The organism is Acinetobacter sp. YH12095 (assembly GCF_013419245.1).
GTDB classification, from domain to species: Bacteria; Pseudomonadota; Gammaproteobacteria; order Pseudomonadales; family Moraxellaceae; genus Acinetobacter; species Acinetobacter towneri.
In genome coordinates, this window is the sequence record NZ_VPAL01000008.1 from 1 (window position 1) to 13373 (window position 13373).

Sequence of the window (13373 nt, forward strand, 5' to 3'; positions counted from 1 at the left end):
ATGTTAAAAACATGATCACTGGTGCTGCTCAGATGGACGGTGCGATCCTTGTTTGTTCAGCGACTGATGGTCCAATGCCACAAACTCGTGAACACATCCTTCTTTCTCGTCAGGTAGGTGTACCTTACATCATCGTATTCTTAAACAAATGCGATATCGTAGACGACGAAGAGTTAATTGAATTAGTTGAAATGGAAGTTCGTGAACTTCTTTCTACTTACGACTTCCCAGGCGACGACACTCCAGTAATCCGTGGTTCAGCACTTGCTGCACTTAACGGTGAATCAGGTCAATATGGCGAAGATGCTGTAGTTGCTCTTGTTGAAGCGCTTGATACTTACATCCCAGAGCCAGTACGTGCAATCGACCAAGCATTCTTAATGCCAATCGAAGACGTATTCTCTATTTCTGGTCGTGGTACAGTAGTAACTGGTCGTGTAGAAACTGGTATCGTGAAAGTAGGCGAAGAAGTTGAAATCGTTGGTATCAAAGACACAGTTAAAACAACTGTAACTGGCGTAGAAATGTTCCGTAAACTTCTTGACGAAGGTCGTGCGGGCGAGAACTGTGGTGTTCTTTTACGTGGTACTAAGCGTGAAGACGTACAACGTGGTCAAGTACTTGCTAAGCCAGGTACAATCAAGCCACACACTAAATTCGATGCGGAAGTATACGTACTTTCTAAAGAAGAAGGTGGTCGTCACACTCCATTCCTTAACGGTTACCGTCCACAATTCTATTTCCGTACAACTGATGTAACTGGTGCAATCCAGTTGAAAGAAGGCGTTGAAATGGTAATGCCAGGTGACAACGTTGAAATGTCAGTAGAATTAATCCACCCAATCGCAATGGACCCAGGTCTACGTTTTGCGATCCGTGAAGGTGGTCGTACTGTAGGTGCGGGTGTTGTTGCTAAAGTAACAGCATAATTATAGAATGTGTTAAACAGGTCGAGAGCTTTGGCTCTCGTTCTGTTTTGTAGGTCAGTAGTTCAATTGGTAGAGCGTCGGTCTCCAAAACCGAATGTTGGGGGTTCGAGTCCCTCCTGGCCTGCCACTTTTTTTAAAAAAGCTTGATGTCGGCTAATCTAGTCATATAATAAGTCGCGAATTCTACGACGAGTACAAAAATGTCGAATGATAAATCGCGTGACGCATTAAGCGACGCGCCAATCCCTCAAAGAAATAATTCTGCTGAAGTTGTTCAATCGAGTTCTCCATTAGACTACGTGTTGTGGGGTATCGCTTTGATTTTATTCATCGCTTCGATGATGGTGAATCAGCATCTTCCTGCGTATTGGGCACCAGCCAATGATATTTGGGTGCGTGTTGGGGTAATTTTGGCTTGTATCGTTGTGGCTTTAGGTTTATTATACGCCACCCATCAAGGCAAAGGCTTTGTTCGTTTGCTTAAAGATTCACGTATTGAGTTACGTCGAGTCACTTGGCCTACTAAACAGGAAACTGTAACAACGTCATGGCATGTATTGATTGTTGTTGTAGTCACTTCAATTGTATTGTGGTGTTTTGACTATTTGTTAGGCTGGGCAATCAAGTTAATTATCGGGTAAAAGAGCTATGAAACGTTGGTACATTATTCATGCCTACTCAGGTTATGAAAAACAAGTGATGCGTTCGCTTAATGATCGAATCCAGCGTAGCGCTGTTGCCGATAGCTTTGGTGAAGTCCTTGTTCCTACCGAAGAAGTGGTAGAAATGAAGGATGGTAAGAAACGTAAGTCAGAGCGTAAGTTCTTTCCAGGCTATGTATTGGTTGAAATGGAAATGAACGATGAAACTTGGCACATTGTTAAAGAGTGTCCAAAAGTTTTAGGTTTTATTGGTGGTACAGCAGAAAAGCCTGCTCCAATTACGCAAAAAGAAGCTGACGCGATTCTTGCACGTGTACGCAATACTGGTGAAGCACCTCGTCCGAAGACGATGTTTGAACCAGGCGAAGAATTACTTGTGATTGATGGTCCATTCACCGACTTTAAAGGCGTGGTGGAAGAAGTTCAATACGAGAAGTCACGTTTAACGTTGACAATTAATGTATTTAATCGACCTACTCAGGTTGAGCTGGAATTTCGTCAAGTCGAAAAATCCGTTTAAGTTTGAGTGGTTGGAAAACGCCCGATTTATGATGAATCGGGCATTGTTGTTGTAACGGTATCGTTACTTAAAATATTGGGGAGCCTAGCGGCGTTTGTACCCAGAGGTAATTTGAAATGGCTAAGAAGATTGACGGCTATATCAAGCTGCAAGTTCCAGCTGGTAAAGCGAATCCATCTCCACCAATTGGTCCTGCATTAGGTCAACGTGGTGTTAACATCATGGCATTCTGTAAAGAATTCAATGCTGCTACACAAAAAGTTGAACCAGGTTTGCCAATTCCTGTAGTGATCACTGTGTACAACGACAAGTCGTTCACATTCATCATGAAAACTCCTCCTGCTGCAATTCTTCTTAAGAAAGCTGCAGGCATTCAAAAGGGTTCAGCTGTACCTAACAAAAACAAAGTTGGTAAGTTGACTCGTGCTCAATTAGAAGAAATCGCGACTACTAAAGAACCAGATTTAACTGGTGCTGATTTAGAAGCACGTGTGCGTACCATTGCTGGTTCTGCACGTTCTATGGGCTTGGATGTGGAGCTATAAGACATGGCAAAGTTAACTAAACGTCAAAAAGCCATTGCTGCTGCTGTAGAAGCAAACAAAGTTTACACTTTGGAAGAAGCAGTTGAAGTTCTAAACAACCTTCCTGCTGCTAAATTCAAAGAATCTTTGGATGTTGCGGTAAACCTAGGTGTTGACCCACGTAAATCTGATCAGGTTGTTCGTGGTGCGACTACACTTCCTGCAGGTACTGGTAAAACTGTACGTGTAGCTGTTTTCGCTCAAGGTGCTGCTGCAGAAGCTGCTAAAGCTGAAGGCGCAGACGTAGTTGGTTTCGACGACTTAGCTGAAAGCATTCAAGCGGGTAACCTTGACTTTGACGTTGTGATTGCAGCTCCGGATGCAATGCGCGTAGTAGGTAAGTTGGGTACGATTCTTGGTCCACGTGGCTTAATGCCAAACCCTAAAGTGGGTACTGTAACTCCTGACGTTGCGACTGCAGTTAAAAATGCAAAAGCAGGTCAAGCGCGTTACCGTGTAGACAAAGCGGGTATTATCCACGCTGCGATTGGTCAAGTTGGCTTTACTGCTGAAGCAGTTCGTTCAAACGTTGAAACCTTAGTTGCTGACTTGAAAAAGTTAAAGCCTGCAACTTCTAAAGGCGTATACATCAAAAAGATCACTTTGAGCTCTACTATGGGTCCTGGTCTTGTTATTGATGTACAGAACGTTTCTAACTAAGTCTGACTTAGAAAGAATTTTAAAGTCCTGAAAAGTCTCCTTCTCCCTCTGGGAGAAGGTCGGGATGAGGGTTAAACCTCTCCCTAACCCTCTCCTAGCAGGAGAGGGAGACATTCAGGCGGACTTTGAATTGGTAAATGAGAATTTATCAGCGTCAAAGACCTCAGGCGAGAGTAGTTTTATGCTGCTTTCTTAATCTTCCAGCCTGGGTAGACGCGGTGGTGTGATTTATTCCTCCTCCGCGTGTAAGTTCAGCAATGAATTTACGAATTGGGAGTGTGCTTCACGTAAGCACATAAATCACCGTTAGGAGGTTTTACAATGGCTCTTCTTATCGAAGACAAAAAACAGATCGTAGCAGAAGTTAACGAAGTTGCTTCTAAAGCGTTCTCTGCTGTTGTTGCTGACTATCAAGGTATGAGCGTTGAGCAATTAACGGCTCTACGTGTTGAAGCGCGTAAATTAGGTGTTACTACACGTGTTGTACGTAATACTTTGGCTAAACGTGCTTTTCAAGATACGCAATTCACGATCTTGAACGACAACCTTGTTGGCCCAACAATTTTAGCTTTCTCAACTTCTGAAGACGACATGGGTGCAGCTGCACGCTTGTTCGAAGAATTCGCTAAAACGAATAAAGCATTTGAACTTAAAGCTGCTGCATTTGACGGCAAACTTTATAAAGGTGCTGAAGTTAGCGTAATTGCGAATCTTCCGAACCAAGAAAAAGCGCTTACTATGCTTGCAAACGTTCTTCAAGCTCCTATTTCGAAATTGGGTCGCCTTATTACTGCGCTCAAAGAGAAAAACGAGTCAGAAGCTGCATAAGCTTAAATTTATTTCCACACCATTCAATTTCCATTTGGAGTTATTCTCATGGCTTTAACTAACGAAGAAATCTTAAACGCAGTTGCTGAAAAAACTGTTCTTGAACTTGTTGAACTTATCTCTGCTTTTGAAGAGAAATTCAATGTATCAGCTGCTGCTGTTGCTGTTGCTGCTGCTCCAGGCGCTGGCGCTGCTGCTGCAGAAGAGCAATCTGAATTCAACGTTGAGTTGACTTCTTTCGGTGCGAACAAAGTTGCTGTAATTAAAGCAGTTCGTGAAGCTACTGGCCTTGGTCTTAAAGAAGCTAAAGACATCGTTGAAGGCGCTCCTTCAGTGATCAAAGAAGCTGTTTCTAAAGAAGAAGGTGAAGAGCTTAAGAAGAAACTTGAAGAAGCTGGTGCTACAGTTACACTTAAGTAATCTTAAGGGGAGTCGATTTTTTTATAATCGACTCCAAAAAATGGCTGATGGCTCTTGGGTCATCAGCCTTTTTGCGTTACAATTATCGGCTCGATTTTTGTTTGAATGATGGGAAAACCATCGAAAACAATATAAGTCAATAAAATCAAACGCTTACCAATATTTTTCCACATTTAAAAATATTGTTAAGCGTTTTAATACCACTAAAAATTGCAGCATTTGTAAAGAGTGGTGGCCATATCGGCCTGCGTAATTCCTTCTAAACCCGTTCTGCAGGCGGGTTTAGTTTACTTTCCGAGGACTCCAGATGGCATACTCATATACCGAAAAGAAACGGATCCGTAAGAATTTTGGTAAATTGCCCCAAGTAATGGATGCACCGTACTTGCTTTCGATTCAAGTCGACTCGTACCGTACTTTCCTTCAAGATGGCAAAACTCCAAAAAGCCGCGAAGATATCGGTCTCCAAGCCGCATTTCGTTCAGTTTTTCCTATAGAAAGTTATTCTGGCAATGCTGCTTTAGAATTTGTTGAGTATAGTCTTGGTAAGCCTGAGTTTGATGTACGTGAGTGTATTCTTCGCGGCTCAACTTATGCGGCACCAATGCGCGTAAAAATTCGTTTGATCATTAAAGATCGTGAAACGAAATCAATCAAAGATGTGCGTGAGCAAGAAGTCTACATGGGCGAAATGCCATTGATGACGGATAACGGTACCTTTGTGATTAACGGTACTGAGCGTGTAATTGTTTCTCAATTACACCGTTCACCAGGCGTGTTCTTTGACCACGATAAAGGTAAGACCCACTCGAGCGGTAAAGTGTTGTATTCAGCACGCATTATTCCTTACCGTGGCTCATGGTTAGACTTTGAATTCGATGCCAAAGACCTCGTTTATGTGCGTATTGACCGTCGTCGTAAATTGCTTGCGACTGTAGTGTTGCGTGCATTGGGCTATAGCAATGAACAAATCCTAGACTTGTTCTTTGAGAAAGTACCTGTCTATTTAGACATGGGTAGCTACCAAATTGACCTTGTCCCAGAACGCTTACGTGGCGAAATGGCACAATTTGACATCACTGATACTGACGGCAAAGTGATTGTTGAGCAAGGTAAACGCATTAATGCGCGTCACGTACGTCAAATGGAAGCAGCTGGTCTTGAGAAGCTTTCAGTTCCTGATGAGTACTTGTACGAACGTATTACTGCAGAAGACATCCAGCTAAAAGATGGCGATGTGATTGCTGCAAACACCTTGTTAAGCCATGAAATCATGGTGAAACTTGCAGAAGGTGGTGTTAAACAATTTAACATCCTATTCACCAATGACATCGACCGTGGTTCGTTCATTGCGGACACCTTACGTGCAGATACAACTGTTGGTCGTGAAGATGCTTTGGTAGAAATCTACAAAGTGATGCGTCCAGGTGAGCCACCGACGAAAGAAGCCGCTGAAAATCTGTTCAATAACTTGTTCTTCTCTTCTGAGCGTTATGATTTATCGCCAGTAGGTCGTATGAAGTTCAACCGTCGTTTGGGTCGTCCTTACGAAGTGGGTACAGATCAGAAATCACGTGAAGTTGAAGGTATTTTGTCTAACGAAGACATTACCGATGTACTTAAAACATTGATCGAAATCCGTAACGGTAAAGGTGAAGTCGACGATATCGACCACTTGGGTAACCGTCGCGTACGTTCAGTGGGCGAGATGACTGAAAACCAATTCCGTGTTGGTTTGGTACGTGTTGAGCGTGCTGTAAAAGAGCGTTTGTCACAAGCTGAAACAGACAACCTGTCTCCGCAAGATTTAATCAATGCGAAGCCAGTGGCTGCTGCAATCAAAGAATTCTTTGGTTCAAGCCAATTGTCTCAGTTCATGGACCAAAACAACCCGTTGTCTGAAATTACCCACAAGCGTCGCGTATCTGCGCTTGGTCCAGGTGGTTTGACACGTGAACGTGCAGGCTTTGAGGTACGTGACGTACACCAAACTCACTATGGTCGTGTGTGTCCAATTGAAACGCCTGAAGGTCCAAACATTGGTTTGATCAACTCGCTTTCTGTTTATGCAAAATGTAATAATTTTGGCTTCTTGGAAACGCCATACCGTAAAGTGGTTGATGGTCGTGTAACCGATGAGGTTGAGTATTTATCTGCAATTGAAGAAGTGGGCACGATCATTGCGCAAGCGGACTCAAGCGTAGACCAAGACGGCAATTTAACAGAAGAATTCGTATCTGTACGTCACCAAGGTGACTTCGTGCGTATGCCGCCAGAGCGCGTGACGCACATGGACGTTTCTGCACAGCAGGTTGTATCTGTAGCAGCATCACTGATTCCATTCCTTGAGCACGATGACGCCAACCGTGCCTTGATGGGATCGAACATGCAACGTCAGGCTGTTCCGACGCTTATCGCTGATAAACCACTTGTGGGTACAGGGATGGAAGCGAACGTAGCACATGACTCAGGTGTGTGTGTAATTGCAAACCGTGGTGGTCGAATTGAATATGTCGATGCTTCACGTGTAGTCATTCGTGTGAACGAAGAAGAAATGATCGCGGGTGAAGCAGGTGTAGATATCTACAACCTGATCAAATACACACGTTCAAACCAAAACACTTGTATTAACCAAAAAGTTTTGGTGAAGATGGGTGATAAGGTAGGTCGTGGTGATGTATTAGCTGACGGTCCATCTACAGATGGCGGTGAGCTTGCACTCGGTCAGAACATGCGTGTCGCGTTCATGACTTGGAATGGCTATAACTACGAAGACTCGATCTTGCTTTCTGAGCGTGTACTTCAAGAAGACCGTTTAACTTCGATTCACATTCAAGAATTGTCATGTGTTGCACGTGATACCAAATTGGGTGCGGAAGAAATCACAGCTGATATTCCAAACGTGGGCGAAGCTGCACTGTCTAAACTAGACGAGTCTGGTATCGTTTACATTGGTGCTGAAGTGACTGCAGGCGACATTCTTGTTGGTAAAGTAACGCCTAAGGGTGAAACTCAGTTAACGCCTGAAGAAAAATTGCTTCGTGCAATCTTCGGTGAAAAAGCAGCAGATGTGAAAGATTCATCATTGCGCGTTCCATCAGGTACTAAAGGTACTGTGATTGACGTTCAAGTCTTTACCCGTGATGGTCTAGAAAAAGACGAACGTGCACAAGCGATTGAAAAAGCACAACTTGATGCATACCGCAAAGACTTGAAAGAAGAATACAAAATCTTTGAAGAAGCAGCGCGTGAACGTATTATCCGCTTATTAAAAGGTCAAGAATCTAACGGTGGCGGTACAACTAAACGTGGCGACAAACTTTCTGAAGATGTGTTGTCTGGTTTAGAGTTAGTTGATCTACTTGAAATTCAACCAAGTGATGAAGCAATTGCTGAGCGTTTAACTCAAATTCAAACTTTCTTGAAAGAGAAGAGCTTTGAAATTGATGAGAAATTCGCTGAGAAGAAACGTAAGCTTTCTACAGGCGATGAACTCACTACGGGCGTGTTGAAAGTTGTTAAAGTTTATCTTGCTGTTAAGCGTCGCATCCAACCGGGTGACAAGATGGCGGGTCGTCACGGTAACAAAGGTGTTGTATCAAACATCTTGCCTGTAGAAGACATGCCGCACGATGCTAACGGTGTACCAGTAGATATCGTATTGAACCCACTAGGCGTACCATCGCGTATGAACGTGGGTCAGATTCTTGAAACACACTTGGGTATGGCAGCCAAAGGTTTGGGTGAGCAAATTGATAAAATGCTCAAACAACAACGTGAAATTGCTGAACTACGTGAGTTCCTAGACAAGATTTATAACAAAGTTGGTGGCGAGCAAGAAGATCTTGACAGCTTAACTGATGATGAAATCTTGGTATTGGCTGGCAACTTACGTGCAGGTGTTCCGTTGGCTACTCCTGTATTTGATGGTGCAGAAGAAGGTCAAATTAAAGAATTACTTGAACTGGCTGAATTACCACGTTCTGGTCAAACCGTGTTGTACGATGGTCGTACAGGCGAGAAATTTGACCGTCCAGTGACTGTAGGTTATATGTACATGCTCAAACTCAACCACTTGGTGGATGACAAGATGCACGCACGTTCTACAGGTTCTTACTCACTTGTAACGCAACAGCCGTTGGGTGGTAAGGCACAATTCGGTGGTCAGCGTTTCGGTGAGATGGAAGTCTGGGCACTTGAAGCATACGGTGCTGCATACACGCTTCAAGAAATGCTCACTGTGAAGTCGGATGACGTTGAAGGTCGTACCCGTATCTATAAGAACATTGTAGATGGTAACCATTATATGGACCCAGGTATGCCTGAATCGTTTAACGTATTGACCAAAGAGATCCGTTCTTTAGGTATCAACATTGAACTGAAAAATGGTGACTAAGCATCTCCATTAAATCTCCCTAAATCCCTCTTTATAAAAGAGGGACTTTTCCCCCTTTGAAAAAGGGGGATTAAGGGGGATTAAAACTCAGTTAAAAAACAATATTTGTGACCCAGTTGGGATGTGAAAACAGCCTCCCAGCACACGGAGAAAAAAATTGAAAGACTTGCTCGATATCATGCGCAAAAAGACGGATTCAGACGGTCATGCTCCAGTAGAGTTTGACCGCATCCGTATTGGTCTTGCGTCACCAGAAATGATTAAGTCATGGTCTCACGGTGAAGTTAAAAAGCCAGAAACCATTAACTATCGTACGTTTAAGCCTGAACGTGATGGTTTATTCTGTGCCAAAATTTTTGGTCCAGTAAAAGATTACGAATGCTTGTGTGGTAAATACAAGCGTATGAAATACAAAGGCGTCATTTGTGAAAAATGTGGCGTTGAAGTAACGACTGCAAAAGTTCGTCGTGAGCGTATGGGTCACATCGAACTCGCTTCTCCAGTTGCACACATTTGGTTCTTGAAATCATTACCAAGCCGTATTGGTTTATTACTTGATATGACTTTACGTGATATCGAGCGCGTATTGTATTTCGAATCTTATGTGGTTACTGACCCAGGTATGACGCCATTTGAGAAATATCAACTTCTCAATGACGAAGAATACTTCAATGCTCTAGAAGAGCATGGTGATGAATTCACTGCGAAAATGGGTGCTGAAGCAGTTCAAGACTTGTTAAAAGACATCGATCTTGAAGCTGAAATTGCTCGTTTACGTGAAGAAATTCCACAAACAACTTCAGAAACTAAGCTGAAAAAAGCGTCTAAGCGTTTGAAGTTGATGGAAGCGTTCAAAGAGTCGAACAACAAGCCAGAATGGATGGTGATGAATGTACTGCCTGTACTTCCACCAGATCTTCGTCCGTTGGTTCCACTTGAAGGTGGTCGTTTTGCGACTTCTGACTTGAACGATCTTTATCGTCGTGTGATTAACCGTAACAACCGTTTGAAGCGTCTTCTTGACCTTGCAGCGCCAGACATCATCGTACGTAACGAAAAACGTATGTTACAAGAGTCTGTTGATGCCTTGTTAGATAACGGTCGTCGTGGTCGTGCAATCACAGGTTCAAACAAGCGTCCGCTTAAATCTTTGGCAGATATGATCAAAGGTAAGCAAGGTCGTTTCCGTCAAAACTTACTTGGTAAGCGTGTTGACTATTCAGGTCGTTCGGTGATTACCGTTGGTCCAAACCTACGTTTACACCAGTGTGGTCTTCCGAAGAAAATGGCACTTGAACTGTTCAAGCCATTCATCTTTGCAAAATTACAAGCTTCAGGTCAAGCAACCACCATTAAAGCTGCGAAGAAAATGGTTGAGCGCGAAACCCCAGAAGTTTGGGATGTACTTGCCTCTGTGATTCGTCAACACCCAGTGATGTTGAACCGTGCGCCTACACTTCACCGTTTAGGTCTTCAAGCATTTGAACCGATCCTGATTGAAGGTAAAGCCATCCGTTTACACCCACTCGTTTGTGCTGCGTTCAACGCTGACTTCGACGGTGACCAAATGGCGGTACACGTACCATTAACACTTGAAGCGCAATTAGAAGCGCGTGCGTTAATGATGTCGACCAACAACATCTTGTCTCCTGCGAACGGTGAGCCAATCATCGTACCATCTCAGGACGTTGTCTTGGGCTTGTATTACATCACGCGTGATGCAATCAATGCCAAAGGTGAAGGCATGGTGTTTGCAGATACGCACGAAGTAAACCGTGCACTTGCAACGGGTCAAGTTGACTTACACGCTCGCGTAAAAGCACGTGTACACCAAACCGTAATCAATGAAAATGGTGAGCGTGAGCAACAAACTATTGTTGTAGATACGACACCAGGTCGCTGCTTGCTTTGGGAAGTTGTGCCTGAAGGTTTAAGCTTCGAGCAAATTAACCTAGAGATGAACAAAAAGAACATCTCAAAGTTAATCAACTCTTGCTACCGTAAATTAGGTCTAAAAGACACGGTTATTTTTGCAGACCAATTGATGTACTTGGGCTTCCGTCAAGCGACACGTTCAGGTGTTTCTGTGGGTATGGAAGACATGGTTATTCCACCACAAAAACAAGCAATTATTGAAAAAGCAGAAACTGAAGTTCGTGAAATTGAACAACAGTTCGAGCAAGGCTTCGTAACTGCGGGTGAGCGTTATAACAAAGTGGTCGATATTTGGGCACGTACCAACGACCAAGTTGCTAAAGCGATGATGGACAACTTGTCATTCACAACTGTGAAAAACAAACAGGGTGAAGACGAGAAGCAAAAATCATTCAACTCGATCTACATGATGTCGGATTCAGGTGCGCGTGGTAGTGCGGCACAGATTCGTCAGTTGGCGGGTATGCGTGGTTTGATGGCGAAACCAGATGGTTCGATCATTGAAACGCCAATTAAAGCGAACTTCCGTGAAGGTTTGACGGTACTTCAGTACTTCATTTCAACTCACGGTGCGCGTAAAGGTTTGGCCGATACCGCATTGAAAACAGCGAACTCAGGTTACTTGACACGTCGTTTGGTTGACGTTGCACAAGACTTGGTAATTACTGAGCCAGATTGCGGTACTTATGGCGGTTTAGTGATGACACCATTCATTCAAGGTGGTGATGTCATTGAAAACCTTGGTACGCGTGTATTAGGTCGTGTAACTGCAGAAGATGTGAAGAAAGCGGGTTCAGACGAAGTTATTCTGCCACGTAACACACTCATTGATGAAAAACTTGCTAACTTCTTAGAAGAGCAAGGTGTCGATGAAGTAAAAGTACGTTCAGTGGTATCTTGTGAATCGACCTTTGGTGTATGTGCGAAGTGTTATGGTCGTGACCTAGCACGTGGTCACTTGGTGAATCCAGGTGAATCTGTGGGTGTAATGGCTGCTCAATCGATTGGTGAGCCAGGTACACAGTTAACCATGCGTACATTCCACGTGGGTGGTGCGGCAAGCCGAACTTCTGCAGCCAATAGCGTACAAGTGCGTAACAAAGGTTCAGTACGTTTCCATAACGTGAAAACTGTACAACACGCTAAAGGTCACTTGGTATCTGTTTCACGTTCAGGTGAAATTGGTATTGCCGATGAGTTAGGTCGTGAGCGTGAGCGTTATAAACTGCCATACGGTGCGTCAATCTTGCTCAAAGATGGCGAAGCGGTAGAAGCTGGCGGTATTGTGGCGACTTGGGATCCACACACGCATCCACTTGTGACCGAAGTTGCGGGTAAAATCCGTTTCAGCCAAATTGCTGATGGCGTGACTGCAACCTCGAAAACTGATGATGCAACAGGTATGACCACAGTTGAAATCTTGCCAGTGACTTCACGTCCTGCGTCAGGTAAAGACTTACGTCCTGCTGTGGTATTAGACACTGTGGATGGTGGCGAACAGTTCTACTTCTTGCCACAGAACACGATTCTTTCTGTCCGTGATGGCGAAAATATCGGTGTGGGTGACGTTATTGGTCGTGTACCACAAGAATCTTCACGTACTCGTGATATTACCGGTGGTTTACCACGCGTTGCAGACTTATTTGAAGCACGTAAACCAAAAGAGCATGCGATTCTTGCAGAAGTGTCAGGTATCGTGAGCTTTGGTAAAGAAACCAAAGGTAAGAACCGTTTAGTGATTACACCAGATGATGGCTCTGAGATTTACGAAGAGTTGATTCCAAAATGGCGTAACATCAACGTGTTTGAAGGTGAGCATGTGAACCGTGGTGAAACCATTTCTGATGGTCCACAAAACCCACATGACATCTTACGCTTGAAAGGTGAAGTGGCATTAACCAACTACATCGTGAACGAAGTTCAAGACGTTTACCGCTTACAAGGTGTAAAAATTAACGATAAGCACATTGAAGTCATCGTGCGTCAAATGTTGCGTAAAGTTGAAATCACCGATGGTGGCGATACGAGCTTCATCAAAGGCGAACAAGTGGATTACATTCGCGTGGTACAAGAAAACCAAGCTGTACTTGCACAAAACAAGTTCCCAGCGAAGTTTGAACGTCAATTGATGGGTATCACCAAAGCATCGCTTTCAACAGACTCGTTCATTTCTGCTGCATCGTTCCAGGAAACTACACGTGTGTTAACTGAAGCGGCTGTAACAGGTAAAGAAGATGATTTACGTGGCTTGAAAGAGAACGTTGTTGTGGGTCGTTTGATCCCAGCAGGTACGGGTCTTGCTTACCACTTAGAGCGTCGTCGTCAAGAAGCTGAAGCTGCTGAATTGGCATTAGTGAATGATTTCTCTGATGTAGATCAAGCATTAAGCCAAGCATTTAGCGATGAATTTAACGATCTCTAATTCGTTTTAAAGCATCA

General features: G+C 43.8%; 9 protein-coding genes and 1 tRNA gene. All 10 read left to right on the forward strand.

Going from position 1 to position 13373, the window contains the following annotated elements:
- The coding region (gene tuf, locus FTU35_RS07425; protein WP_180064634.1) for an elongation factor Tu at positions 1 to 929 on the forward strand (929 nt) is incomplete at its 5' end.
- 51 nt (positions 930 to 980) lie between these two features.
- A tRNA-Trp gene (locus FTU35_RS07430) sits at positions 981 to 1056 on the forward strand.
- Between the two features lie 73 nt (positions 1057 to 1129).
- Positions 1130 to 1570 (forward strand): preprotein translocase subunit SecE, encoded by a 441-nt coding sequence (secE, locus tag FTU35_RS07435; protein WP_004975769.1) that lies wholly within the window; start codon positions 1130 to 1132, stop codon positions 1568 to 1570.
- A 7-nt stretch (positions 1571 to 1577) separates the two neighbouring features.
- Positions 1578 to 2111 carry a transcription termination/antitermination protein NusG gene (gene nusG, locus FTU35_RS07440; RefSeq protein WP_004975770.1) on the forward strand — a complete coding sequence of 178 codons (534 nt, stop codon included), beginning with the start codon at positions 1578 to 1580 and terminating at the stop codon, positions 2109 to 2111.
- Positions 2112 to 2227: 116 nt separating this feature from the next.
- Positions 2228 to 2656 (forward strand): 50S ribosomal protein L11, encoded by a 429-nt coding sequence (gene rplK / locus FTU35_RS07445; protein ID WP_004975771.1) that lies wholly within the window; start codon positions 2228 to 2230, stop codon positions 2654 to 2656.
- 3 nt (positions 2657 to 2659) lie between these two features.
- On the forward strand, positions 2660 to 3355 hold the full coding sequence (rplA, locus tag FTU35_RS07450) for a 50S ribosomal protein L1 (protein WP_004975774.1): 696 nt from the start codon (positions 2660 to 2662) through the stop codon (positions 3353 to 3355).
- A 321-nt stretch (positions 3356 to 3676) separates the two neighbouring features.
- Positions 3677 to 4183, forward strand: coding sequence for a 50S ribosomal protein L10 (gene rplJ, locus FTU35_RS07455; RefSeq protein WP_004975777.1), 507 nt, complete (start codon positions 3677 to 3679; stop codon positions 4181 to 4183).
- 48 nt (positions 4184 to 4231) lie between these two features.
- On the forward strand, positions 4232 to 4603 hold the full coding sequence (gene rplL / locus FTU35_RS07460; protein ID WP_004975779.1) for a 50S ribosomal protein L7/L12: 372 nt from the start codon (positions 4232 to 4234) through the stop codon (positions 4601 to 4603).
- 307 nt (positions 4604 to 4910) lie between these two features.
- Complete coding sequence (rpoB, locus tag FTU35_RS07465) at positions 4911 to 8999, forward strand: DNA-directed RNA polymerase subunit beta (RefSeq protein WP_131260966.1); 4089 nt, start codon at positions 4911 to 4913, stop codon at positions 8997 to 8999.
- Positions 9000 to 9156: 157 nt separating this feature from the next.
- Positions 9157 to 13356: a DNA-directed RNA polymerase subunit beta' gene (gene rpoC, locus FTU35_RS07470; RefSeq protein WP_096902331.1), complete on the forward strand. Its 4200-nt coding sequence runs from the start codon at positions 9157 to 9159 to the stop codon at positions 13354 to 13356.
- Positions 13357 to 13373: the final 17 nt, after the last annotated feature.

Bases quoted from the DNA above. Each gene is read 5' to 3' on its own strand.
- secE (WP_004975769.1), top strand. From the start codon at position 1,130: ATGTCGAATGATAAATCGCGTGACGCATTAAGCGACGCGCCAATCCCT.
- nusG (WP_004975770.1), top strand. From the start codon at position 1,578: ATGAAACGTTGGTACATTATTCATGCCTACTCAGGTTATGAAAAACAA.
- rplK (WP_004975771.1), top strand. From the start codon at position 2,228: ATGGCTAAGAAGATTGACGGCTATATCAAGCTGCAAGTTCCAGCTGGT.
- rplA (WP_004975774.1), top strand. From the start codon at position 2,660: ATGGCAAAGTTAACTAAACGTCAAAAAGCCATTGCTGCTGCTGTAGAA.
- rplJ (WP_004975777.1), top strand. From the start codon at position 3,677: ATGGCTCTTCTTATCGAAGACAAAAAACAGATCGTAGCAGAAGTTAAC.
- rplL (WP_004975779.1), top strand. From the start codon at position 4,232: ATGGCTTTAACTAACGAAGAAATCTTAAACGCAGTTGCTGAAAAAACT.
- rpoB (WP_131260966.1), top strand. From the start codon at position 4,911: ATGGCATACTCATATACCGAAAAGAAACGGATCCGTAAGAATTTTGGT.